The 23,383-nt window shown below is 55.3% G+C and carries 22 protein-coding genes; 14 read left to right on the top strand and 8 right to left on the bottom strand.

Annotated features, from left to right (window positions below; all coding sequences use genetic code 11):
• The first annotated feature begins 22 nt into the window (after nt 1-22).
• Nucleotides 23-433, top strand: a complete 411-nt coding sequence (gene psiE / locus ACOTXR_RS16755) for a phosphate-starvation-inducible protein PsiE (RefSeq protein ID WP_000202963.1) — start codon at nt 23-25, stop codon at nt 431-433.
• A 96-nt stretch (nt 434-529) separates the two neighbouring features.
• On the opposite strand, the gene malG is transcribed toward psiE, so the two are convergent.
• The 3 genes from malG to malE form a co-directional block, all read right to left on the bottom strand.
• Nucleotides 530-1,420, bottom strand: a complete 891-nt coding sequence (malG, locus tag ACOTXR_RS16750) for a maltose ABC transporter permease MalG (protein ID WP_003860332.1) — start codon at nt 1,418-1,420, stop codon at nt 530-532.
• A gap of 14 nt (nt 1,421-1,434) precedes the next feature.
• Nucleotides 1,435-2,979, bottom strand: coding sequence for a maltose ABC transporter permease MalF (gene malF / locus ACOTXR_RS16745; protein ID WP_047624999.1), 1,545 nt, complete (start codon nt 2,977-2,979; stop codon nt 1,435-1,437).
• 120 nt (nt 2,980-3,099) lie between these two features.
• Entirely contained in the window at nt 3,100-4,290 is a 1,191-nt protein-coding gene (gene malE, locus ACOTXR_RS16740; RefSeq protein ID WP_023331781.1) for a maltose/maltodextrin ABC transporter substrate-binding protein MalE, read from the bottom strand.
• Between the two features lie 369 nt (nt 4,291-4,659).
• Here malE and malK point away from each other — a divergent pair, with 369 nt between their 5' ends.
• The 5 genes from malK (at nt 4,660) to ubiA (ending at nt 9,770) form a co-directional block, all read left to right on the top strand.
• Entirely contained in the window at nt 4,660-5,769 is a 1,110-nt protein-coding gene (gene malK / locus ACOTXR_RS16735; protein WP_014882102.1) for a maltose/maltodextrin ABC transporter ATP-binding protein MalK, read from the top strand.
• 71 nt (nt 5,770-5,840) lie between these two features.
• Nucleotides 5,841-7,151, top strand: a complete 1,311-nt coding sequence (locus tag ACOTXR_RS16730) for a maltoporin (RefSeq protein ID WP_220423230.1) — start codon at nt 5,841-5,843, stop codon at nt 7,149-7,151.
• A gap of 114 nt (nt 7,152-7,265) precedes the next feature.
• Nucleotides 7,266-8,210 carry a maltose operon protein MalM gene (malM, locus tag ACOTXR_RS16725; protein ID WP_014882104.1) on the top strand — a complete coding sequence of 315 codons (945 nt, stop codon included), beginning with the start codon at nt 7,266-7,268 and terminating at the stop codon, nt 8,208-8,210.
• Between the two features lie 180 nt (nt 8,211-8,390).
• Complete coding sequence (gene ubiC, locus ACOTXR_RS16720) at nt 8,391-8,888, top strand: chorismate lyase (protein WP_014882105.1); 498 nt, start codon at nt 8,391-8,393, stop codon at nt 8,886-8,888.
• A 12-nt stretch (nt 8,889-8,900) separates the two neighbouring features.
• A complete protein-coding gene (gene ubiA, locus ACOTXR_RS16715) occupies nt 8,901-9,770 on the top strand; it encodes a 4-hydroxybenzoate octaprenyltransferase (RefSeq protein WP_014882106.1) in 870 nt (289 codons plus the stop codon).
• 88 nt (nt 9,771-9,858) lie between these two features.
• On the opposite strand, the gene zntA is transcribed toward ubiA, so the two are convergent.
• Together zntA and ACOTXR_RS16705 are read right to left on the bottom strand one after the other, a co-directional pair.
• Nucleotides 9,859-12,030 carry a Zn(II)/Cd(II)/Pb(II) translocating P-type ATPase ZntA gene (zntA, locus tag ACOTXR_RS16710; protein WP_058690158.1) on the bottom strand — a complete coding sequence of 724 codons (2,172 nt, stop codon included), beginning with the start codon at nt 12,028-12,030 and terminating at the stop codon, nt 9,859-9,861.
• Nucleotides 12,031-12,106: 76 nt separating this feature from the next.
• Complete coding sequence (locus ACOTXR_RS16705) at nt 12,107-12,733, bottom strand: lysoplasmalogenase (RefSeq protein ID WP_014882108.1); 627 nt, start codon at nt 12,731-12,733, stop codon at nt 12,107-12,109.
• Nucleotides 12,734-12,862: 129 nt separating this feature from the next.
• Here ACOTXR_RS16705 and ACOTXR_RS16700 point away from each other — a divergent pair, with 129 nt between their 5' ends.
• The gene (locus ACOTXR_RS16700) at nt 12,863-13,219 is read left to right on the top strand and encodes a DUF2500 domain-containing protein (protein ID WP_014882109.1); all 357 of its coding nucleotides are present in this window, start codon (nt 12,863-12,865) and stop codon (nt 13,217-13,219) included.
• A 60-nt stretch (nt 13,220-13,279) separates the two neighbouring features.
• Here the strand turns inward: ACOTXR_RS16700 and ACOTXR_RS16695 are convergent, their stop codons facing one another.
• The gene (locus ACOTXR_RS16695; RefSeq protein WP_014882110.1) at nt 13,280-13,561 is read right to left on the bottom strand and encodes a DUF1145 family protein; all 282 of its coding nucleotides are present in this window, start codon (nt 13,559-13,561) and stop codon (nt 13,280-13,282) included.
• Nucleotides 13,545-14,147 (bottom strand): 16S rRNA (guanine(966)-N(2))-methyltransferase, encoded by a 603-nt coding sequence (rsmD, locus tag ACOTXR_RS16690; protein ID WP_058690157.1) that lies wholly within the window; start codon nt 14,145-14,147, stop codon nt 13,545-13,547. The genes ACOTXR_RS16695 and rsmD overlap by 17 nt, the downstream gene beginning before the upstream one ends.
• Before the next feature lie 127 nt (nt 14,148-14,274).
• Between rsmD and ftsY the strand changes: the two genes are divergently transcribed.
• The 6 genes from ftsY (at nt 14,275) to livJ (ending at nt 21,265) form a co-directional block, all read left to right on the top strand.
• Nucleotides 14,275-15,741, top strand: coding sequence for a signal recognition particle-docking protein FtsY (ftsY, locus tag ACOTXR_RS16685; protein WP_222834743.1), 1,467 nt, complete (start codon nt 14,275-14,277; stop codon nt 15,739-15,741).
• Nucleotides 15,742-15,743: 2 nt separating this feature from the next.
• Nucleotides 15,744-16,415: a cell division ATP-binding protein FtsE gene (ftsE, locus tag ACOTXR_RS16680; protein WP_014882113.1), complete on the top strand. Its 672-nt coding sequence runs from the start codon at nt 15,744-15,746 to the stop codon at nt 16,413-16,415.
• Nucleotides 16,402-17,457 (top strand): permease-like cell division protein FtsX, encoded by a 1,056-nt coding sequence (gene ftsX, locus ACOTXR_RS16675; protein ID WP_058690165.1) that lies wholly within the window; start codon nt 16,402-16,404, stop codon nt 17,455-17,457. Before ftsE ends, ftsX begins: the two co-directional genes overlap by 14 nt.
• A 251-nt stretch (nt 17,458-17,708) precedes the next feature.
• Nucleotides 17,709-18,566, top strand: a complete 858-nt coding sequence (gene rpoH, locus ACOTXR_RS16670) for an RNA polymerase sigma factor RpoH (RefSeq protein ID WP_014882115.1) — start codon at nt 17,709-17,711, stop codon at nt 18,564-18,566.
• 136 nt (nt 18,567-18,702) lie between these two features.
• Nucleotides 18,703-19,968 (top strand): 4-aminobutyrate--2-oxoglutarate transaminase, encoded by a 1,266-nt coding sequence (locus tag ACOTXR_RS16665; RefSeq protein ID WP_058690156.1) that lies wholly within the window; start codon nt 18,703-18,705, stop codon nt 19,966-19,968.
• Between the two features lie 196 nt (nt 19,969-20,164).
• Nucleotides 20,165-21,265: a branched chain amino acid ABC transporter substrate-binding protein LivJ gene (gene livJ, locus ACOTXR_RS16660; RefSeq protein ID WP_014882117.1), complete on the top strand. Its 1,101-nt coding sequence runs from the start codon at nt 20,165-20,167 to the stop codon at nt 21,263-21,265.
• 177 nt (nt 21,266-21,442) lie between these two features.
• On the opposite strand, the gene panM is transcribed toward livJ, so the two are convergent.
• Nucleotides 21,443-21,826: an aspartate 1-decarboxylase autocleavage activator PanM gene (gene panM / locus ACOTXR_RS16655; RefSeq protein WP_014882118.1), complete on the bottom strand. Its 384-nt coding sequence runs from the start codon at nt 21,824-21,826 to the stop codon at nt 21,443-21,445.
• Between the two features lie 424 nt (nt 21,827-22,250).
• Here panM and livK point away from each other — a divergent pair, with 424 nt between their 5' ends.
• Nucleotides 22,251-23,360, top strand: a complete 1,110-nt coding sequence (gene livK / locus ACOTXR_RS16650; protein WP_014882120.1) for a high-affinity branched-chain amino acid ABC transporter substrate-binding protein LivK — start codon at nt 22,251-22,253, stop codon at nt 23,358-23,360.
• The last annotated feature ends 23 nt before the right edge of the window (nt 23,361-23,383 follow it).

The following is a 23,383-nucleotide window of genomic DNA, read 5'->3' as shown; positions in this document are numbered from 1 at the left end:
GCCCTGGAGAATGAGGTGCTGTATGACATCCCTGACTCGCCCGCGCGTTGAGTTTATCTCAACGATCCTCCAGACCGTGCTAAATCTCGGTCTGCTAAGCCTTGGTCTGATTCTGGTCGTCTTCCTTGGCAAAGAGACGGTGCATCTGGCGGATGTGCTGTTCGCCCCTGAACAAACCAGCAAATATGCGCTGGTGGAAGGCCTGGTGGTCTACTTTCTCTACTTCGAGTTTATTGCCCTGATTGTGAAGTACTTTCAGTCGGGCTTTCACTTCCCGCTGCGCTATTTTGTTTACATTGGGATCACCGCGATTGTGCGGCTGATCATCGTCGATCATAAATCCCCCCTCGACGTGCTGATCTACTCGGCGGCGATCCTGCTGCTGGTGATCACCCTCTGGCTGTGTAACTCGAAGCGGCTGAAACGGGAATAAAAAAATGGCGCTCCGAAGAGCGCCTAACAACAGTCACAAGTTGGGTCAATACAATACGTCTAAAGTTGAGGGTTGCAGTGGCATAACAAATGAAACTTAACCTTTCACACCGCCCGCCGTCAGGCCGTTAACCAGCCAGCGCTGGGCCAGTAGGAACACCACGGTAATCGGGATGGCAGAGAGTACAGCCGCCGCAGCAAAGTCGCCCCACAGGTAGTTTTGCGGGTTGAGGTATTGCTGCATACCCACGGCCAGGGTGTAACTGTTCACGTCGCGCAGTAACAGAGAGGCGACCGGTACTTCGGTGATCGCAGCGATAAACGACAGGATAAACACCACCGCCAGGATAGGTACCGACAGCGGCAGCAGCACCAGACGGAAGGCCTGCCACGGAGTAGCGCCATCCAGCGCGGCCGCCTCTTCCAGCGAACCGTCGATGGTTTCGAAATACCCTTTGATGGTCCACACATGCAGGGCGATACCGCCAAGATAGGCGAAGATCACGCCGCCGTGGGTGTTCAGGCCGATAAACGGCACGTACTGACCCAGACGGTCAAACAGGGCATACAACGCGACCAGCGACAGCACGGCCGGGAACATCTGGAAAATGAGCATGCCTTTCAGCAGCGTCGCTTTGCCCGGGAAACGCATACGGGCGAAGGCGTAAGCACAGGTGGTGGAGAGCGTGACAATACCGATTGCGGTAATGGTCGCCACTTTCACCGAGTTCCACAGCCACAGCAGCACCGGGAACGGCGGAGGAGTTACGCGTCCATCCGCATGCTCCACGCTGAAGCCCAGCGCTAGCTTCCAGTGCTCCCAGGAGATTTCGTCCGGGATGAGACTCCCGGTCGCGAAGTTACCCGAACGCAGGGAGATAGCGATAACCATCAGCAGCGGGAACATGATTGCCGCGATGAAAATCAGCAGGCCTAAGTGTGTCGCCAGGAGGCGCAATTTCTGAGATTTGGGTTGTACCATAGCCATGATCGATGCCCTCCTTAGTCAAATTTCATACGTGTGGCTTTCAGGTTCACAATCGCCAGGGCACCAACCAGCAGGAAGATCAGGGTGGCAATGGCTGCTGCCAGACCGAAGTCCTGTCCGCCGCCGCCTTCGAAGGCGATACGGTAGGTGTAGCTCACAAGCAGGTCGGTATAGCCTGCCGGCGTAGTGGTGCCGAGACGGTCCGGGCCACCGTTGGTCAACAGCTGAATCAGCACGAAGTTGTTAAAGTTAAAGGCAAAGCTGGCGATCATCAGCGGGGTCAGCGGCTTAATGAGCAGCGGCAGCGTAATTTTAAAGAAGTTCTGGAACGGACCCGCGCCGTCCATCGCTGAAGCTTCGTACAGATCGTCCGGGATAGCCTTCAGCAGGCCCATGCACAGGATCATCATGTACGGGTAGCCCAGCCAGGTGTTCACGATAATAATCATCGAGCGGGCGGTGGTTGGGTCGCTGAACCAGGCCGGTTTGATACCGAACAGCGCGCTCAGCATCATGTTGATTTCACCGAAGCTCTGGTTAAACAGCCCTTTGAAAATCAGAATCGAGATAAACGACGGCACGGCATACGGCAGAATCAGCAGCACGCGGTAAATCGCTTTGCCTTTCAGGGATTCCCACTGCACGAGACAGGCCAGCACCATGCCCACGGCCACGGTCAGGATCACGGTGAGCACCGAGAAAATCACCGTCCAGACGAAGATGGCGAAGAAAGGTTTCTGGATGCCTTCGTCGGTGAACACGCGGGTAAAGTTATCCCAGCCGATGGTAACGGTATAACCCGGGCTGAGTTTGTCATCACCCCATTTGCCGTCGGCAGTAATGGACTGATAGAAACCAATGTCGTTGTTCGGGCGATACTTCACGCCGCTCTGATTGTTAGTCAGCGTGCCGTCTTTTGCCAGGGTATAGAGCGGCTGAGTGCCGGAGAACTGGCGCAGCGAGCTCATGGTCACTTTGCTTTCATCTGGCAGCACGGCGGTGAGCTGGGTCAACGCCTGGCGGTTCTGGGTAATGATCCGCAGGTTAGCACGTTCACCTTCCGGCAGGGCCGCAGCCTCTTTTAAGGTCAGCTTCTGCTCGCCGCCAAATTTAAACGCGTCGGAAATATAGTTTTTGCCGCTCTCACCATCAGTGAGCGCTAACTTCCATTCGTCACCCGCAGGATACAGGCCGAAATTAAAGGTTTTTCCCGCCTGATAGGAACGGTCCAGAAGCACCTGTTGGGCGCGTTCCTGCGCAAGCTGGTTGGTGCTGCTGTAGTTGGTGAATGCAATGGCGATGGTACAGATCAGTGGGAACAGGACAAACAGCCCCATCCCGGCCACGCCAGGGTAAACATAGCGCCAGGCATAGGCTTTACGGTTGGCGAAAATATACAGGCCAGCAGAGCTTAAGATCAGCGTCATGATGGCAAAGAGATATTCCCCTTGTACGTACATTAAAACAACAAGGTAACCCACCAGCAGACACAGCAGACCTATCACTGACCATTTCAGCGCGTCGCTTTGCCACCAGTGCTTCTTTTTAATGACATCCATGGGGTTCTTCCTCTACAACGGTGGAAACTTTTCGTCAGGTGGCGCGGCGCTTACCTGACCTACGGATCGTGCCGTAGTCGTAGGGCGGGTAAGCGCACGCGCCACCCGCCGTTTTTCTGCTTACTTAGTAATACGACCCTGCGCATCCTTCAGCGCGGCATCAACAGTCTGACGACCGCTTGCTGCGTTGATGACTGCAGTACGGGTGGCGTACCAGAACGCTGCCATCTGTGGGATGTTCGGCATGATTTCGCCTTTCTGGGCGTTATCCATAGTGGCCGCGATGCGTGGATCTTTCGCCAGCTGATCCTGGAAGGATTTCAGCGCCACGGCGCCCAGCGGTTTATCCTTGTTCACTTCATCCAGACCCTGATCGGTCAGCAGGTAGTTTTCCAGGAACTCTTTCGCCAGCTCTTTGTTCGGGCTGGCGGCGTTGATACCCGCACTCAGCACGCCAACGAACGGTTTAGACGGCTTGCCGTTGAAGGTTGGCAGCAGCGTTACGCCGTAGTTGATTTTGCTCTTATCGATGTTGGTCCAGGCCCACGGACCGTTGATGGTCATCGCGGTTTCGCCTTTGTTGAACGCCGCTTCCGCGATGGAGTAATCGGTATCCGCGTTCATGTGTTTGTTCTTGATCAGGTCAACCAGGAAGGTCAGGCCTTTTTTCGCGCCTGCGTTATCCACGCCCACGTCTTTCACGTCATATTTGCCGTTTTCAAACTTGAACGCGTAACCGCCGTCGGCAGCAATCAGCGGCCAGGTGAAGTACGGCTCTTGCAGGTTGAACATCAGAGCGGATTTACCTTTCGCCTTCAGCTCTTTATCCAGTTTCGGGATCTCTTCCCAGGTTTTCGGTGGGTTTGGTACCAGGTCTTTGTTGTAAATCAGAGATAGGGCTTCAACTGCGATAGGGTAAGCGATCAGCTTGCCGTTGTAGCGAACGGCATCCCAGGTGAACGGGAAGAGTTTGTCCTGGAACGCTTTGTCTGGGGTGACTTCAGCCAGCAGGCCAGACTGCGCGTAGCCGCCGAAACGGTCATGCGCCCAGAAGATGATGTCCGGGCCGTCGCCGGTTGCTGCAACCTGCGGGAATTTCTCTTCCAGTTTGTCCGGATGTTCTACGGTAACTTTGATACCGGTGTCTTTCTCGAATTTTTTGCCCACTTCGGCCAGGCCGTTATAGCCTTTGTCGCCGTTAATCCAGATAACCAGCTTGCCTTCTTCAATTTTGGCGAGCGCCGGTGCGGAAACCATCATTGCTGCAAGGGCGGACAATGCGAAAACGCGTGCGCCAGTCTTGATATTCATATCTGCCATCCTTTTGGTGATGTCTCGTAGTATGACTTCAGTGGTTCAACGTGAATCAGTCTCCTTATTTGACATCCTCTTTCCATCCTCCCAACCCCTACGCCCCACCCCCTGTTTGTGTGATCTCCGTTGCATAAATTTAAGTTATGAGTGCTGGCGCACATAAAAACCCACCGAATTTTGCAGGCGGCTTCACGAATTTCGCCTCAGCCCCCCGGCTGCGGTCGCAGAGCCTGCTCTCTCATCCTCCCGCCTCCTCCCCCATAAAAAAGCCGGGGGGTGGAGGATTCGTGAAAGTTATAGATACCCCATAGTGAACTTATGTTGAATGTTTCTGTCGGTGACAGGTTGTAACGAAGGGAGAAGGGCATGGCGAGCGTACAGCTGCGTAATGTAACGAAAGCCTGGGGCGACGTAGTGGTGTCAAAAGACATCAATCTGGACATCACTGAAGGTGAGTTTGTGGTGTTTGTCGGCCCATCAGGCTGTGGTAAATCTACTCTGCTGCGTATGATTGCCGGTCTTGAAACCATCACCAGCGGCGACCTGCTGATCGGTGATACCCGAATGAACGACATCCCGCCTGCCGAACGTGGCGTCGGTATGGTGTTCCAGTCTTATGCACTTTATCCCCATCTTTCCGTTGCCGAGAACATGTCCTTTGGCCTGAAGCTGGCCGGCGCGAAGAAAGACGTGATTAACCAGCGCGTCACCCAGGTGGCGGAAGTATTACAGCTGGCGCACCTGCTGGAGCGTAAACCGAAAGCGCTTTCCGGCGGTCAGCGTCAGCGTGTGGCGATTGGCCGTACGCTGGTGGCCGAACCGCGCGTGTTCCTGCTCGACGAACCCCTTTCTAACCTGGATGCCGCCCTGCGCGTTCAGATGCGTATCGAAATCTCCCGTCTGCACAAACGTCTTGGCCGCACGATGATTTACGTCACCCACGATCAGGTCGAAGCGATGACGCTGGCCGACAAAATCGTGGTGCTGGATGCCGGTCGCGTGGCGCAGGTGGGCAAACCGCTGGAGCTCTATCACTACCCGGCAGACCGCTTTGTTGCAGGCTTTATTGGCTCGCCAAAGATGAACTTCCTGCCCGTTAAAGTGACTGCAACGGCCATTGAACAGGTACAGGTGGAGCTACCAAACCGCCAGCAAGTCTGGCTACCGGTGGACAGCGCCAACGTACAGGTCGGGGCAAACATGTCCCTCGGTATCCGCCCTGAGCATCTCCTGCCGAGTCACATCGCCGATGTGACCCTGGAAGGTGATGTTCAGGTCGTTGAACAGCTTGGTCACGAAACACAGATTCATATCCAGATCCCCGCCATCCGTCAGAACCTGGTTTACCGCCAGAATGACGTGGTGTTGGTAGAAGAGGGTGCCACATTCGCTATCGGCTTGCCGCCAGAGCGTTGCCATCTGTTCCGTGAGGATGGCACTGCATGTCGTCGGTTGCATAAAGAGCCAGGCGTTTAAGCAATCCCAAAAGAAGACACGAAACCGACAGGTGAAGTGTTCAAAGAAAAGCAATGATCTCAGGAGATAGAATGATGATTACTCTGCGCAAACAAGTCCCTCTGGCAATCGCCGTTGCGGCAGGCATCCTGTCTGCCCAGGCGGGTGCTGTGGACTTTAAAGGTTATGCTCGTTCCGGCATCGGCTGGACCGGGAGTGGCGGTGAACAACAATGTTTCCAGGCAACCGGTGCACAAAGTAAATACCGTCTTGGTAACGAATGTGAAACCTATGCCGAGCTGAAACTGGGCCAGGAAGTGTGGAAAGAGGGCGATAAGAGCTTCTACTTCGACACTAACGTTGCGTATTCCGTTTCTCAGCAGAATGACTGGGAATCCACCAGCCCGGCCTTCCGTGAAGCAAACGTGCAGGGTAAAAACCTGATTGAATGGCTGCCAGGTTCTACTATCTGGGCCGGTAAGCGTTTCTATCAGCGTCATGACGTCCACATGATCGACTTCTACTACTGGGATATTTCGGGTCCTGGTGCAGGTATCGAAAACATCGATCTGGGCTTCGGTAAACTGTCTCTGGCAGCAACCCGTTCTTCTGAATCAGGCGGTTCTGCAACCTTCGCCGATCGTTATGCGAACGGCGATCGTATTTACGACAACGTTGTACCAAACGATGTCTTCGATGTTCGTTTAGCGGGTCTGGAAACCAACCCGGGCGGCACCCTGGAGTTAGGTGTCGACTACGGTCACACCAACATTCCTGACGACTACTACCTGCAGCCTGGCGCTTCTAAAGATGGCTGGCTGTTCACTGCTGAGCACACCCAGAGCATGTTGAAAGGTTTCAACAAGTTCGTACTGCAGTATGGTACGGACTCCATGACCTCCAACGGCAAAGGGATTCCACAGGGCGGCAGCGTTGATAACGACGGCTCCATGTGGCGTGTGCTGGACCACGGTGCAATTACCCTGGCAGACCGTTGGGACCTGATGTACGTCGGTATGTACCAGAACATCGATCGTGACAACAACAACGGTACCGAGTGGTGGACTGTGGGTGTTCGTCCGATGTTCAAATGGACGCCAATCATGAGCACCCTGCTGGAAGTGGGCTACGACAACGTCAAATCTCAGAAAACTGACGAGAAAAACAGTCAGTACAAAATCACCCTGGCACAGCAATGGCAGGCTGGCGACAGCATCTGGTCCCGTCCGGCTATCCGTGTCTTCGCAACATACGCGAAGTGGGATGAGAAATGGGGTTACGCAAACAACAGCGATACGGGTTACACCTCTGGTGTGGCTTACAGTGACACTTCTGCGAAAACCTTCAGCCGTGGCGACGACGACGAGTGGACCTTCGGTGCCCAGATGGAAATCTGGTGGTAATTCGTTAGACCTGACGTAATGACCTAAAAAGAGGGGCGCAAGCCCCTCTATCCTTAGGGTGCTGCGCGCTATTGCCTGGCCACCGCAGTGCTCACGCTATCAGAGGTAATAACAATGAAAATGAAGAAAAGTTTCGTCGCGCTGTGCCTCTCTGCGGGGCTGCTGGCCTGCGTTCCGGCGGTCACCTTTGCAGATGTCAATTTTGTTCCTCAAAATACCAGCGCCGCGCCTGCAATTCCGCCGGCGGCGCTTCAGCAACTGGTGTGGACACCGGTCGATCAATCGAAAGTACAAACCACTCAGCTTTCCGCTGGCGGTCAATCCCTGAATGTTCCCGGCATCAGCGGTCCCGTTGCCGCTTTTAGCGTACCCGCTAATATCGGCGAGCTGACCCTGACGTTGACCAGCGAAGTTAATAAACAAACCAGCGTATTTGCGCCGAACGTGCTGATTCTCGATCAAAACATGACGCCATCAGCCTTCTTCCCGAGTGATTATTTTAGCTACCAGGAACCGGGCGTGATGAGTGCTGATCGGCTGCAGGGCGTTATGCGCCTGACGCCAGCTCTTGGCCAGCAGAAAATTTACGTCCTGGTCTTCACAACGGAAAAAGATCTGCAGCAGACGACGAAGTTGGTTGATCCAGCGAAAGCTTATGCGAAAGGCACCGGAAACTCTGTTCCGGATATTCCTGACCCGCTTGCTCGCCATACCACCGATGGCCTGGTCAAACTAAAAGTCTCCACCAATAGTGCTTCCAGCGTACTGGTTGGCCCACTGTTTGGTTCGTCTGGCCCGGGTCCGGTAACCGTGGGCAATACCGCTGCCCCAGTCTATGCAGCACCTGCAGCTCCTGCCGCAACTGCCGCTGCACCAGCACCGGCGAAGAAAGCCGAGCCGGTACTGAACGACACCGAAGAATACTTCAACAACGCCATTAAGCAGGCGGTGAAGCGCGGCGATGTCGATAAAGCGCTGAAACTGCTTGATGAAGCCGAACGTTTAGGTTCAACCACTGCCCGTTCCACCTTTATCAGCAGTGTAAAAGGCAAGGGGTAACCGTTTCCCCACAGTGCTGATTTGTCAGTAGTTTAGTGCGCCTGAGTGGGCGCACTTTTTTTCGTGTCCGCCAGGCTGTTGCATCCATGTTGCGATCGTGATCGTTAAATAACGTTTGGCCCCCCTCAATCCGTGTTTCTGCGATACAATGCCATTACGTTATGTATCGGAGAGTCTGGCATGTCACACCCCGCGCTAACGCAACTGCGTGCGCTGCGCTATTTCGACCAAATACCTGCGCTTGATCCGCAGCAACTGGACTGGTTGCTGCTGGAAGATTCCATGACGAAACGTTTTGAACAGCAAGGTAAAACGGTCACGGTGACCCTGATACAGGAAGGGTTTGTCTCCGGCGATGAGATCGCCAGCGAGCTGCCGCTGCTGCCGCAAGAGGAACGCTACTGGCTGCGCGAAATTTTGCTCTGTGCCGATGGTGAGCCCTGGCTTGCCGGACGGACGGTAGTGCCCGAGTCCACCCTTTCCGGGCCTGAGCTGGCGCTGCAGCGGCTGGGGAAAACCCCGCTGGGACGTTATCTTTTTACCTCATCTGAGCTGACCCGGGATTTTATTGAGATTGGGCGTGATGCCGAACTGTGGGGACGCCGTTCCCGCCTTCGCCTGAGCGGTAAGCCGTTAATCCTGACGGAACTTTTTTTACCGGCATCACCGTTGTACTAAGAGGAAGAAAAAATGGAGTGGAGCCTGACGCAGAATAAGCTGTTGGCGTATCACCGCTTAATGCGTACTGATAAACCTATTGGCGCGTTACTGCTGCTGTGGCCGACCTTATGGGCGCTGTGGGTTGCAACGCCGGGCGTACCGCCGCTATGGATCCTGGGCGTATTTGTCGCCGGTGTCTGGCTGATGCGCGCGGCGGGTTGCGTGGTGAATGACTATGCCGATCGTAAATTCGACGGCCATGTAAAGCGGACAGCCAACCGTCCGTTACCCAGCGGCCAGGTGACCGGAAAAGAAGCCCGCGTGCTGTTCCTCGTACTGGTGCTGCTCTCATTCCTGCTGGTGTTAACGCTGAACACCATGACAATTCTGCTTTCCGTCGCTGCGCTCGCGCTGGCCTGGGTTTATCCGTTCATGAAGCGCTATACCCATCTGCCTCAGGTTGTGTTGGGCGCGGCATTTGGCTGGTCGATTCCGATGGCGTTTGCGGCGGTGAGTGAATCCCTACCGCTCAGCTGCTGGCTGATGTTCCTGGCGAATATTCTCTGGGCCGTGGCGTATGACACGCAATACGCGATGGTAGACCGCGACGATGACCTGAAAATTGGTATTAAATCGACCGCCATTCTCTTTGGACGTCAGGACAAACTGATCATCGGCATTTTACAGGTCGCGGTACTGGCACTGATGGTCGCGATTGGCCGTCTGAACGGGCTGAACTGGGAGTTTTACTGGTCGGTGCTGGTGGCGGGATTGCTGTTTGCTTACCAGCAAAAGCTGATTGCCAAACGCGAACGTGAAGCCTGCTTTAAAGCGTTTTTGAATAATAACTATGTCGGGCTGGTGCTGTTTTTAGGCCTGGCGATGAGCTATTTCTTATAAAAAAGTCGGGTGGCGGCTTCGCCTTACCCGACCTACGATCTGGAAGAACATGTAGGCCCGGTAAGCGTTAGCGCCACCGGGCGTTTTTTTATCGACGACGCAACAGCCTGAGGGCGTTCGCCGTCACCAGCACCGTTGCCCCCGTATCCGCCAGCACTGCCAGCCACAGCCCGGTCATGCCGAGCAGCGTCGTCACCAGGAAAATCCCCTTCAGTCCGAGCGCAATCCCGATGTTCTGGCGGATATTGGCTCGCGTCGCCCGCGCCAGGCCGATCATCTCTGCCAGCCCGGTCAGACGGTTATGCGTCAGCGCCGCGTCTGCCGTCTCCAGCGCCACGTCGGTGCCGCTTCCCATCGCAATGCCTATGGTGGATGCTTTCATCGCTGGTGCATCGTTAATGCCGTCTCCGACCATCGCGAGCGGGGCGTGGCTGTTCAGTTCGGTTACCGCACTGACCTTATCGGCGGGCAGCAATCCAGCTTTAAATTCCAGTCCCAGTTCACCCGCAATGGCTGACGCCGCACGTGGGTTATCCCCGGTCAGGATCACGCCCTGCACGCCCAGCTGATGCAGCGCCGCTACGGCTTCCTTCGCGTCATCACGCAGGGTATCGCGCAGCGCCAGCATCCCTTTCGTCACGCCGTCCTGCATAACAACCACGACAGTTTGCCCGGCCTGCTCTAACGCCTGAACCTGTGCGGAAGGGGAGTGACCCGCCGCGACAATCAGGACCTTTTTACCGTCGACGTTGGCCTCAATCCCAGACCCGACCAGCGCGCGCTGGGCGGTGGCCGCCGGAATCGGTAATCCGCGAGCCTGCGCTTCCCGCACAATGGCTTGCGCCAGCGGGTGGGTGGAACCCTGTTCGACGGCGGCGGCTAAGGTAAGCAGTTCATCTTCAGCGATATCCTGCGGATAAATGCCGGTCACCTGGGGTTTGCCGACGGTTAACGTGCCGGTTTTGTCGAAGGCGATATGCTGAACCTGGCTCAGCTGCTCCAGCGCCGCGCCGCCTTTAATCAGCGCCCCGCGACGTGCCGCTGCCGCCAGACCGGAGGTGATCGCCGCTGGCGTGGAGATCACCAGCGCGCACGGGCAGCCAATCAGCAGCAGGGTCAGACCTTTATAAATCCAGCCCTCCCAGGGCGCGCCAAAGAACAGCGGTGGAACGAGCGTAACCAGCAGAGCAATCAGCATAATGGCGGGCGTGTAAATCCGGCTAAAGCGATCGATAAAACGCTCGACGGGGGCACGACGCTCTTCAGCTTCTTCAATCAGCTTCAGGATACGGTCGATGGCGCTGTCGCCGGGCCCGGAAAGCACCTCAAGCTGCACCAGGCGGTCAACGCTGGTGGCGCCTGCAGGCACTTTTTCTCCCGCGGTACGCTCAACCGGAATGGATTCCCCTGTCAGGGCGCTTTCATCAAAGCTTGCGGTGGCGCTAAGCAGTGCGCCATCGGCAGGCAAGCGCCCCCCTGCGGCGACTTCAATGACGTCGCCCGGGCTCAGCGTGCTGATGGCGACGGTTTCACGTTTGCCTTCGTTAACCCGCGTCGCGGTTTCCGGCTTCAGTGCCATCAACGCGCTCACCCCTTTACGCGCGCGGCTGGCGGCCCAGCCCTCAAGTCGTTCGCCGATCAGGAACAGCAGCAGAACCATCGCCGCTTCCGCCGTCGCGCCGATAAACAGCGCGCCGATCGCCGCCACGCTCATCAGCGTTTCGATGGCGAACCAGCTGCCGCTTCTCATCAGACGTAATGCCTGGCGGGCAATCGGAAACAGTCCGACCAGCGTGGTGGCGATAAACGCCAGGTTGCCAAACGGATGGTTAATCTGTTCCAGACCCCAGCTCAGGGCCATCATGATGATGAGGGTAATGAGCGGCAGATTTTCCTTCAGGGAGGCGGTCTTTTCGACAGGGGCTGTTTCGCTGCGCAGGGTGTATCCCGCCTTGCTGACGGCGGCTTCAACCTGCTTACTGACATCCTTGTCGGCGCTGACTAACAGCTTTTCGGTCGCAAAAAGCACCTGAACGTGGCTGACGCCCGGCACCTGTTTGACCGCATTTTCCACTTTACGTGCGCAGGCTGCGCAGTCCATACCGTTGACGGCCCAGCTGTAGCGATTACCGCTTTCGGGCAGCGCGTCGGCTTGCGTTTCGCAGCTCCCCTCGCAGCAGCAGTCCTCTTTTGGCGGAACCGGGCTGAGCTTAAGTGCCGAAAATTGTGGGATTTTTTTAGGTGTTTCTGGAGTCGACATGGCAGTCTCCGGTAATGATAATTTTCTCATTAACCGCAGCATACACTCTGGAGTCGACTCCAGAGTCAAGCGTTATTTAGATATACAGCGAACGCACGATCAGGAAGTGCCCGGCAAAGTAGCAGGCGGAAGCAATCGCGTTGTCGGCGCGGAAGCGACGGCGATAGTGGCTGCCCAGCCAGACGATATTACCGAGTAAGAGCAGTGCTGCGCCGAAGAACGCAGACATCGCCTGAGACGTCGGGCGGAAGAACCAGAGCTCGCCAGCGAGCCACACCATCACCAGCGTCATGGCGATAAATGTACAGACTGGCAAACGCATCTCTTCCAGACGCGACCAGATCACCGCTATCAGCAGTGCGCCAATCACCAGCAGCACCAGCGGCAGCGGCCAGAAGAAGGAGAGCGTCATCTGGCTGGCGAAGTAGATGGTATACAGCAGATGCGACAGGAAAAACGCCCCAACAGCATACAGCAGACGCTGACGCGGGAGCAGGGTTAAGGCATCGCCAATCAGGGACGCGCACAGCCCGGCGAGAACCAGGTAGCTGATGGCGTTAAACATCGGCGCTTGCCAGGCAAGCAGCAGAAGGAGCAACAGCGTGACGGGTTTAAACAACCAGCGCTGCCAGGCTGGGCCACGGTAGGACGCATCAACATAAAGCCATGCGGAAAAACAGACAGCGATAAATGACCAAAGCATATTAACTCCCTGTAACTGTTAAGGCTGAATAATCAGTTTCTGATCCAGTGTAGTGACGCGGGCGGGCGTTTGGCAATGCCGGGGCAGGCGAGGTATCCTGAATTCCGCATAATCTGATGGGATGTTTCAATGAGCAAGATGCCGCTGTTTTTCATTATCGTGGTAGCGATTATCGTCATTGCAGCCTCGTTTCGCTTCGTGCAGCAGCGCCGGGAAAAGGCGGATAACGATGCCGCACCGCTGATGCAAAAGCGGGTGGTGGTGAGCAATAAGCGCGAGAAAGCCCTCAACGATCGACGCTCTCGCCAACAGCAGGTTACGCCTGCAGGCGCGACGATGCGCTATGAAGCCAGCTTTAAGCCGGAAACCGGCGGGCTGGAGATGACTTTCCGCCTGGAGGCGCAGCAGTACCACCAGTTGACGGTGGGTGAGAAAGGAATGCTGAGCTACAAAGGGTCACGGTTTGAAGGTTTTAGGGCGGAATAATGCGCGATCGGTCCCCTCTCCCGGTGGGAGAGGGTTAGGGTGAGGGCATCAGGCCGCACCCTACTTCTTCACCTGCGCCTTAAACTTCTTCATCCACACCAGCAACTCAAACACGCCGAAAATAAATACCCGCAGTTGCTGCCAGCCGGTCATCGGCGGGCCATCTTTTGGCAGGCCGTTTTTCAGCATTACCATCTGCAGGGCGTGCATGAACGAGGTGAAAATCAGCGCCACGTTAACGAAGATGTTCAACGGGCGCGGGAACGGGTGCACCAGATTCAAAATCAAAAATGCCCAGACGCCCAGCATCAGCAAACGTCCCAGGTTAATCAGTACCGGCATCAGAGCCTCCTTGTACCTGACGGTGATAAAGACGATAAGCGACCTGACCGGCAACCTTTTCGCGGTGCAGATCCCAGTGCGCGGGCACCGGCGGAAGACCGTTTTCCACTTCGCTTTCAACGTAAATTAATGCGTCATCCGCCAGCCAGCCGTTTTGTTCCAGCAGGGATAACGTCTCTTCCAGCAGCCCCTTACGGAACGGCGGATCGACAAACACCACCTGATGCGGCGTGCCTCTCTGCACGAGGAAGCTCAGGGTATTGGTGTTTACGACTTTGGCGTTACTCGCTTTGAGCGTCGCCAGATTTTGCTGCAGCGTCTGTGCCACGCCGCGCTCCATCTCCAGCAGCGTGGCGCTGGCGGCGTAGCGCGACAACGCTTCGAGCCCTAATGCACCGCTGCCGGCGAAGCAGTCCAGGCAGTGGGCATCTACCATTGACGGGGCGAGCCAGTTAAACAGCGTCTCGCGAACGCGGTCGGTTGTCGGGCGTAAACCGGGGCTGTCCGGCACCGGTAATTTCCGGCCTCGCCACTGACCGCCGATAATTCGAATTTGACCGGCCGGGGCGCGGGTGGGTTTCTTCATCTCTGGAAAGCTCTGTTAACCATTGCCCTGCGATTGCGGGCGGTGATGTCAATTAAGTAAAGTGTTAGACTATTTCATCATTTTTTTAGCTTCCCTGTATATAGCGCCGCGAGGAGTGTAGTCGCAGATGGCAAAACAAAAAAAACGTGGCTTCTTTTCCTGGTTGGGTTTCGGTGAAAAAGAGCAAGAAGCAGAACAGAAAACCGAAGAACAACAGGTTGTAGAAGAGCAGTCACAGCCTGAAACGCCTGTAGAAACCGCTGCGGTTATCGAAGCGGAAGAACCTGTCCACAGCAAAGAAGAGATTGAATCGTTTGCTGAAGAGGTGGTTGAAGTCACTGAACAGGTTCAGGAGAGCGAGAAGCCAGAACCGGTTGTGCCCGAAGCCGTTACCGACGCACCGCAGGCCGTTATCGAACATGAAGAGCTGCCGCTGCCGGAAGAGGTTAAAGCCGAAGAGGTATCTGCAGAAGAGTGGCAGGCCGAAGCGGAAACCGTTGAAATTGTTGAGGCGGTGGAAGAAGAGGCGGCGCTTGAGCCAGAGCTGACCGACGACGAGCTGGAAGCCCAGGCGCTGGCGGCAGAAGCGGCTGAAGACGCGGTTATCGTCGTGCCGGTGGAAGAGCAGGAGCAGGCTGAAGAAGAGATCGTTCAGGAGCAGGAAAAACCGACCAAAGAAGGTTTCTTTGCCCGTCTGAAGCGCAGCCTGTTAAAAACCAAAGAAAATCTGGGTTCCGGATTTATCAGTCTGTTCCGCGGCAAGAAGATCGACGACGATCTCTTCGAAGAGCTGGAAGAGCAACTGCTGATCGCTGACGTGGGGGTGGAAACCACCCGCAAGATCATCGCCAGCCTGACCGAAGGGGCAAGCCGCAAACAGCTGCGCGATGCCGAGGCACTGTACGGCCTGCTGAAAGACGAGATGGGTGAAATTCTCGCAAAAGTTGATGAACCGCTTAATATTGAAGGCAAAACGCCATTTGTTATTCTGATGGTGGGTGTTAACGGCGTGGGTAAAACCACGACTATCGGCAAGCTGGCGCGTCAGTTCGAGCAGCAGGGCAAATCGGTGATGCTGGCGGCGGGCGATACCTTCCGTGCGGCGGCGGTTGAGCAGCTGCAGGTGTGGGGCCAGCGGAACAACATTCCGGTGATTGCCCAGCATACCGGCGCGGATTCCGCGTCCGTGATTTTTGATGCCATTCAGGCGGCGAAGTCCCGTAACGTGGACGTGCTGATTGCTGACACCGCAGGGCGTTTGCAGAACAAATCGCACCTGATGGAAGAGTTGAAGAAAATCGTCCGCGTCATGAAGAAGCTGGACGAAGATGCACCGCATGAAATTATGCTGACTATCGACGCCAGCACCGGACAGAACGCCGTTAGCCAGGCGAAGCTGTTCAATGAAGCGGTAGGACTGACCGGGATCGCGCTGACCAAGCTGGACGGCACCGCGAAAGGCGGGGTGATCTTCTCCGTAGCCGACCAGTTCGGCATTCCTATCCGCTACATCGGTGTGGGCGAGCGTATTGAGGATTTGCGTCCGTTTAAAGCGGACGACTTTATTGAGGCACTATTTGCCCGAGAGGACTAACAATGATTCGCTTTGAACACGTCAGCAAGGCCTATCTCGGTGGGAGACAAGCGCTGCAGGGAGTCACATTCCACCTGCAGCCAGGCGAGATGGCATTCCTGACCGGCCATTCCGGCGCGGGGAAAAGTACTCTGCTCAAGCTTATCTGTGGGATCGAACGGCCAAGCGCCGGGAAAATCTGGTTCAGCGGCCATGATATTAGCCGTCTTAAGAACCGTGAAGTGCCGTTCCTGCGTCGTCAGATCGGCATGATTTTCCAGGATCACCATCTGCTGATGGATCGCACCGTTTTCGATAACGTCGCTATCCCGCTGATTATTGCCGGTGCCAGCTATGATGATATCCGTCGTCGCGTCTCTGCGGCGCTGGATAAGGTTGGGCTGCTGGACAAAGCGAAGAACTTCCCGATCCAGCTCTCCGGCGGTGAACAACAGCGTGTGGGCATCGCCCGTGCGGTGGTGAACAAGCCGGCCGTACTGCTGGCGGATGAACCCACAGGTAACCTGGACGATGCGCTCTCCGAAGGGATTTTGCGTCTGTTTGAGGAATTCAACCGCGTTGGGGTCACAGTATTGATGGCGACGCACGATATCGGGCTGATTTCCCGTCGTTCGTACCGCATGCTGACTCTGAGCGATGGACATTTGCACGGAGGCCATGGTGAACAAGCGTGATGCAATGAACCAGATTCGGCAGTTCGGGAACCGGTTTGACCGTTTCCGTAAGCCGCAGGGTGGCGGTGATGGCAATCGTAACGCACCTAAGCGCCAGAAAGCGGCGCCAAAGCCGGCTTCGCGCAAAACCAACGTGTTTAACGAGCAGGTGCGCTACGCTTTCCACGGCGCGTTGCAGGATCTGAAAAGCAAACCGCTGGCAACGTTCCTGACGGTGATGGTCATCGCCATCTCCCTGACGCTGCCAAGCGTCTGCTACATGGTTTATAAGAACGTGAACCAGGCGGCGTCCCAGTATTATCCGTCGCCGCAGATCACCGTTTATCTGGATAAAGCGCTCGACGATAACGCGGCGGCGCAGGTGGTCGGGCAAATCCAGGCCGAGCAGGGCGTGGAGAAGGTCAACTATCTTTCCCGTGAAGAAGCGCTGGGCGAGTTTCGCAACTGGTCCGGTTTTGGCGGCGCGCTGGATATGCTCGAAGAGAACCCGTTACCTGCGGTTGCGGTGGTGATCCCGAAGCTCGATTTCCAGGGGACCGATTCGCTAAATACGTTACGCGATCGCATCGCCCGGATTAACGGAATTGATGAAGTGCGCATGGACGACAGCTGGTTTGCCCGTCTTGCCGCGCTGACCGGGCTGGTGGGACGTGTGTCGGCGATGATCGGCGTACTGATGGTGGCCGCGGTGTTCCTCGTCATTGGTAACAGCGTGCGCCTGAGCATTTTTGCTCGCCGCGATACCATTAACGTGCAGAAACTGATTGGCGCGACGGATGGCTTCATCCTTCGTCCGTTCCTCTATGGCGGCGCATTGCTCGGTTTTTCTGGCGCATTTCTTTCACTGATTTTGTCAGAAATTTTGGTGATGCGTTTGTCATCGGCCGTGACGGAAGTGGCGCAGGTTTTCGGAACTAAGTTTGATATCAGTGGCTTAGGCTTTGACGAGTGCCTGTTATTACTGCTGGTTTGCTCGATGATTGGTTGGGTGGCAGCCTGGCTGGCGACCGTTCAACATTTACGCCACTTTACTCCCGACTAATAAAAGCGTGATATAATCTTTCCCTGCACCGAGATGTTCGCTCTGCAGGGAAAGCGTCCCTGTTGTCTCTTCCCCTGTTATCATCTCCATGTCACATTTTGTGCGTAATTTATTCACTGTTGCACCTGGAACTTGTGGATAAAATCACTGTCTGATAAAAGAGTGAATGCTAATCTCGTTGCTCAAACGCTTTGGCATGGTTGTTGCCTGACGGGGACAACCTGGACCAGAAGAAACATTGAGAGGAATGAATGACCAAAGAAATGCAAACTTTAGCTTTAGCCCCTGTTGGTAACCTGGAATCTTACATCCGGGCTGCGAACACCTGGCCGATGTTAACGGCCGAGGAAGAAAAGGAGCTTGCTGAAAAGCTGCATTACCAGGGCGATCTGGAAGCAGCGAAAAAGCTGATCCTGTCTCACCTGCGCTTTGTTGTTCACATTGCTCGTAATTACGCGGGCTATGGCCTGCCGCAGGCGGACTTGATTCAGGAAGGTAACATCGGTCTGATGAAGGCTGTACGTCGCTTTAACCCGGAAGTGGGTGTGCGACTGGTCTCCTTCGCCGTACACTGGATCAAAGCAGAAATTCATGAATACGTGCTGCGCAACTGGCGTATCGTGAAAGTCGCCACGACAAAAGCGCAACGTAAACTGTTCTTCAACCTGCGTAAAACCAAGCAGCGTCTGGGCTGGTTCAATCAGGATGAAGTGGAAATGGTGGCGCGCGAGCTGGGTGTATCCAGCAAAGATGTGCGTGAGATGGAATCCCGTATGGCCGCGCAGGACATGACGTTTGATATGTCCTCCGACGACGACGGCTCTGACAGCCAGCCAATGGCCCCGGTTCTGTATCTGCAGGATAAAACCTCCAACTTTGCTGACGGCATTGAAGAGGATAACTGGGAAGATCAGGCCGCGAATAAGCTCACCCATGCGATGGAAGGCCTCGACGAACGTAGTCAGGATATTATCCGTGCCCGCTGGCTGGACGAAGACAACAAGTCCACGCTGCAGGAACTGGCCGACCGCTACGGCGTCTCCGCTGAACGTGTGCGTCAGCTTGAAAAGAACGCCATGAAAAAACTTCGCGCCGCTATCGAAGCGTAATTTCTGCGAAGTACACTGAGAACCCCTGGATGAGAGTCCGGGGGTTTTGTTTTTTTAGCGCCCGCTCTGGCGAATTCCTCCCCCCTGGCAAACACTTACTGATGCGCTAAGCAGGCGATTTTCTCAGGGGGACAGGGTGAAAAATAACGAACTGAACGACCGGCGTTTGCAGGCGACGCCGCGCGGTATCGGCGTCATGTGTAATTTCTATGCCGATAAAGCCGAAAATGCCACGGTGTGGGACGTAGAAGGCAACGAGTATATCGACTTCGCCGCCGGCATTGCGGTGCTGAATACCGGCCATCGCCATCCCAAAGTCATTTCCGCTATTGAAAAACAACTCCACGCCTTTACCCATACGGCGTACCAGATTGTGCCGTATGAAGGCTATGTGGCGCTGGCCGAGCGTATCAACCAGCGCGTGCCCATTGATGGCCCGGCCAAAACGGCCTTTTTCTCGACGGGCGCAGAAGCGGTTGAAAACGCGGTTAAAATAGCCCGCGCCTATACCCGACGTCCTGGCCTCATCACTTTCGGCGGCGCGTTCCACGGCCGTACTTTTATGACCATGGCGCTGACTGGCAAAGTTGCGCCGTACAAACTGGGCTTTGGTCCGTTCCCTGGCTCGGTGTATCACGCGCAGTATCCGAACGATCTGCACGGCGTTAGCACGAATGAGGCGTTAAAAAGCCTGGAGCGCATCTTTAAAGCGGATATCGCACCGGATCAGGTCGCGGCAATTATTCTCGAACCGGTTCAGGGGGAAGGCGGTTTCAATATTGCACCTGCCGATTTTATGCAGGCGCTGCGTGCCCTCTGTGATACCCACGGTATTTTGCTGATTGCCGACGAGGTACAAAGTGGTTTCGCCCGTACAGGCAAACTGTTCTCGATGGAACACCACTGCGTGAAGCCCGATTTGATCACCATGGCGAAAAGCCTCGCGGGTGGGATGCCGCTCTCTGCGGTATCGGGCCGTGCCGACGTGATGGACGCACCTGCGCCGGGCGGGCTGGGCGGTACTTACGCGGGGAACCCGCTGGCGATTGCCGCTGCGCATGCGGTGCTGGACGTGATTGATGAAGAGGATCTCTGTATACGTTCTGCGTATCTTGGTCATCACCTGGTAGAGGTGCTGAACAAAGCGAAGGAAGACTGTCCGTATATCGCCGACATTCGCGCGCAAGGATCGATGGTGGCGGTAGAGTTTAATGACCCGCAAACGGGCCAGCCTTCGCCGGAATTCACCCGCCAGGTACAGGAACGCGCGCTGCAGGAAGGTCTGCTTCTGCTGAGCTGCGGCGTTTACGGCAACGTTATTCGTTTCCTTTATCCGCTGACAATCCCCGAAGTGCAGTTCCGTCAAGCGCTGGACATTATCTCCGCCTCGCTGACACGTTAAAGCCGCGCGCCCGGTGAAATCTTTGCCGGGCTTATCATATATTCATTTCAAATTAGCTATTCCAAAATCATAAAAATGGGGTATGTTTTAGCAGAGTATGCTGAAAAAGCGCGAACAGCACACCAATAACTGAAATAAAGCGCTGCACAACAACATCACAACAATCGTAATAACCATAATAATGGGGAATCTCAGGATGAACATGAAGGGTAAAGCGTTACTGGCAGGATGTATTGCGTTGGCATTCAGCACCATGGCACAGGCAGACATTAAGGTGGCTGTGGTTGGCGCAATGTCCGGTCCGGTAGCACAGTACGGCGACCAGGAATTTACGGGCGCTGAACAGGCGGTTGCAGACATTAATGCTAAGGGCGGTATTAAAGGCGAAAAACTGCAGATCGTAAAATATGATGATGCCTGTGACCCGAAACAAGCGGTAGCGGTTGCGAACAAAGTGGTGAACGACGGGATCAAATACGTTATCGGTCACCTGTGCTCTTCCTCAACTCAGCCTGCGTCTGACATCTACGAAGACGAAGGGATTCTGATGATCACCCCGGCGGCGACCGCACCGGAGCTGACCGCGCGCGGCTACAAACTGACCCTGCGCACCACGGGCCTGGACTCTGACCAGGGTCCAACGGCGGCGAAATACATTCTGGATAAAGTGAAGCCGAAGCGTATCGCGATTGTTCATGACAAACAGCAGTACGGTGAAGGTCTGGCGCGTGCGGTGCAGGATGGTCTGAAGAAAGGCAACGCCAATGTGGTCTTCTTCGATGGGATCACTGCCGGTGAGAAAGACTTCTCCACGCTGGTGGCGCGCCTGAAAAAAGAGAATATCGATTTCGTTTACTACGGCGGTTACCACCCGGAGATGGGCCAGATCCTGCGCCAGGCGCGTGCAGCCGGTCTGAAAACCCAGTTTATGGGACCTGAAGGCGTAGCGAACGTTTCCCTGTCTAACATCGCGGGTGAATCTGCGGAAGGCCTGCTGGTGACCAAGCCGAAGAACTACGACCAGGTCCCTGCGAACAAACCTATCGTAGATGCCATCAAGGCGAAGAAACAGGATCCAAGCGGCGCGTTCGTCTGGACCACCTACGCGGCGCTTCAGTCTCTGCAGGCGGGTCTGAACCAGTCAGCCGATCCGGCTGAGATTGCGACCTGGCTGAAAGCGAACACCGTCGAAACCGTGATGGGACCGCTGTCCTGGGATGAGAAGGGTGACCTGAAAGGCTTTGAGTTCGGCGTGTTTGACTGGCATGCCAACGGTACGGCGACAGACGCCAAATAATTTTCCCGTCGCCTTTCGCGCCGCAGGTGCGTTGGCTGCGTTATTCAACCCCGGTCACTTACTTATGTAAGCTTCCGGGGATTTCATAACTTGCCGCCTTCCTGCAACACGAAATGCTTGGGAAAATACGGTGGAGAATGTAGGCCGGGTAAGGCGCAGCCGCCACCCGGCTTTCTTTTAGCGCTTCTCCCACCCACTCTCCTGCGCCGTAAACCCTAACGCCTGCATAAACGCCGCCATCACGCCGCGGTCTTCTACGCCTACGTCAGCCATCCACCATGAGGTCACGTTCGGGTTTTCGCGGATCACTTCTTCAATTAAATACTGCCCCACGCCGCGACGACGGGTGACGTCACGTACACGCAGTGAGTCCAGCGCCCCTTCTGTACCGCTCAGGGTCACGCGAACCGCAGCCAGCAGGCGTTCGTTGAAACGCGCGGCATAAATGCGGTGAGTCTCGTCGACGCGTAGCGACGAAGGGGAATATTCCGGCCAGATCTTGCCCAGGTCGATATGATCCTGGTCGCTAAAGGTCACCAGACGCACGATAGTCAGTTTCATTAGCTACATGTCCAAATCAAATTGAGTAGGGGCAGTGTACTCAATTTATTCACTCAGCGGCTTCCTCTTTTTATTCTCATTAACCAGGTGATTAGTTTTTTGGTAACGTGCTGGGCAGTTTGAAAACACATGGATCGAAAAATAAGCAGAATTTTAACCTGAATGGTAGTGATTTATTCGGCGCTTTGTACCGTTATTTTATGCTGCAAACTGCACTTTTATTTGTTTATCTCTGCATGATTTCAGAATATTATCTTTGCTTAATCGCCTGAAAAATAGAGATTTTAGTCTGGTTTTTGGCAAAAAACTGCGCTAAACCATTAAAGGCACTGGTAAAAATAGCGTTGTGCATTAAAAGTACAGAATGCTTTTTAACCATAATAAAACAAAATATAAACACGACATCACGAATGGGGATTCTGAGATGAAAAGGAACGCGAAAACATTTATCGCGGGAATGGTTGCACTGGCGATCTCGCATGCAGCCATGGCGGAAGAGATCAAAGTTGCGGTCGTGGGCGCAATGTCCGGCCCTGTTGCCCAGTGGGGTGATATGGAGTTCAACGGCGCGCGCCAGGCCATCAAAGACATCAACGCCAAAGGCGGCATCAAAGGCGACAAGCTGGTGGGCGTGGAATATGACGACGCCTGCGATCCGAAACAGGCCGTCGCGGTCGCCAACAAAATCGTCAACGATGGCATCCAGTATGTGATTGGCCACCTGTGCTCATCGTCCACCCAGCCTGCGTCTGATATCTACGAAGACGAAGGAATTCTGATGATCACCCCCGGCGCCACTAACCCAGAACTGACCCAGCGCGGCTATCAGCACATTATGCGTACCGCCGGTCTCGATTCTTCCCAGGGGCCCACCGCCGCCAAATTTATCCTCGAAACCGTAAAGCCAAAGCGCATTGCCATCATTCATGACAAGCAGCAGTACGGCGAAGGCCTGGCGCGTTCCGTTCAGGACGGCCTGAAAAAAGGTGGCGCGAACATCGTCTTCTTCGACGGCATCACTGCCGGTGAGAAAGACTTCTCCGCGCTGATTGCTCGTCTGCAAAAAGAGAACATCGACTTCGTTTACTACGGCGGCTACTACCCTGAAATGGGGCAGATGCTGCGTCAGGCACGCGCCACCGGTCTGAAAACCCAGTTTATGGGACCAGAGGGCGTGGGTAATGCCTCCCTGTCGAACATCGCGGGCGATTCTGCCGAAGGCATGCTGGTTACGATGCCAAAACGATATGACCAGGATCCTGCGAACAAGGCTATCGTTGATGCGCTTAAGGCGCAGAAAAAGGACCCGAGTGGTCCGTATGTCTGGATCACCTACGCGGCCGTACAGTCTCTGGCGACGGCTCTGGAGCGTACCGGCAGCAAAGAGCCGTTGGATCTGGTGAAAGATTTAAAAGCACACGGGGCGAACACCGTGATTGGGCCGCTGAACTGGGATGAGAAAGGCGATCTGAAGGGATTTGAGTTTGGTGTCTTTAAGTGGCACGCCGACGGGTCTTCCTCGGCCGCCAAATAATTATCCCGCCGCCCGGACCGCCG

Origin of the sequence: Enterobacter cloacae complex sp. IR53030 (genome assembly GCF_049238365.1) — a bacterium.
Lineage (GTDB): Bacteria > Pseudomonadota > Gammaproteobacteria > Enterobacterales > Enterobacteriaceae > Enterobacter > Enterobacter kobei.
Note: the sequence above shows the minus strand (reverse complement) of the source record. Positions and strands in the feature narration are given on the sequence as shown.

Coding starts and splice junctions, on each gene's coding strand:
- psiE (WP_000202963.1), top strand. CDS start 23: ATGACATCCCTGACTCGCCCGCGCGTTGAGTTTATCTCAACGATCCTC.
- malG (WP_003860332.1), bottom strand. CDS start 1,420: ATGGCTATGGTACAACCCAAATCTCAGAAATTGCGCCTCCTGGCGACA.
- malF (WP_047624999.1), bottom strand. CDS start 2,979: ATGGATGTCATTAAAAAGAAGCACTGGTGGCAAAGCGACGCGCTGAAA.
- malE (WP_023331781.1), bottom strand. CDS start 4,290: ATGAATATCAAGACTGGCGCACGCGTTTTCGCATTGTCCGCCCTTGCA.
- malK (WP_014882102.1), top strand. CDS start 4,660: ATGGCGAGCGTACAGCTGCGTAATGTAACGAAAGCCTGGGGCGACGTA.
- ACOTXR_RS16730 (WP_220423230.1), top strand. CDS start 5,841: ATGATGATTACTCTGCGCAAACAAGTCCCTCTGGCAATCGCCGTTGCG.
- malM (WP_014882104.1), top strand. CDS start 7,266: ATGAAAATGAAGAAAAGTTTCGTCGCGCTGTGCCTCTCTGCGGGGCTG.
- ubiC (WP_014882105.1), top strand. CDS start 8,391: ATGTCACACCCCGCGCTAACGCAACTGCGTGCGCTGCGCTATTTCGAC.
- ubiA (WP_014882106.1), top strand. CDS start 8,901: ATGGAGTGGAGCCTGACGCAGAATAAGCTGTTGGCGTATCACCGCTTA.
- zntA (WP_058690158.1), bottom strand. CDS start 12,030: ATGTCGACTCCAGAAACACCTAAAAAAATCCCACAATTTTCGGCACTT.
- ACOTXR_RS16705 (WP_014882108.1), bottom strand. CDS start 12,733: ATGCTTTGGTCATTTATCGCTGTCTGTTTTTCCGCATGGCTTTATGTT.
- ACOTXR_RS16700 (WP_014882109.1), top strand. CDS start 12,863: ATGAGCAAGATGCCGCTGTTTTTCATTATCGTGGTAGCGATTATCGTC.
- ACOTXR_RS16695 (WP_014882110.1), bottom strand. CDS start 13,561: ATGCCGGTACTGATTAACCTGGGACGTTTGCTGATGCTGGGCGTCTGG.
- rsmD (WP_058690157.1), bottom strand. CDS start 14,147: ATGAAGAAACCCACCCGCGCCCCGGCCGGTCAAATTCGAATTATCGGC.
- ftsY (WP_222834743.1), top strand. CDS start 14,275: ATGGCAAAACAAAAAAAACGTGGCTTCTTTTCCTGGTTGGGTTTCGGT.
- ftsE (WP_014882113.1), top strand. CDS start 15,744: ATGATTCGCTTTGAACACGTCAGCAAGGCCTATCTCGGTGGGAGACAA.
- rpoH (WP_014882115.1), top strand. CDS start 17,709: ATGACCAAAGAAATGCAAACTTTAGCTTTAGCCCCTGTTGGTAACCTG.
- livJ (WP_014882117.1), top strand. CDS start 20,165: ATGAACATGAAGGGTAAAGCGTTACTGGCAGGATGTATTGCGTTGGCA.
- panM (WP_014882118.1), bottom strand. CDS start 21,826: ATGAAACTGACTATCGTGCGTCTGGTGACCTTTAGCGACCAGGATCAT.
- livK (WP_014882120.1), top strand. CDS start 22,251: ATGAAAAGGAACGCGAAAACATTTATCGCGGGAATGGTTGCACTGGCG.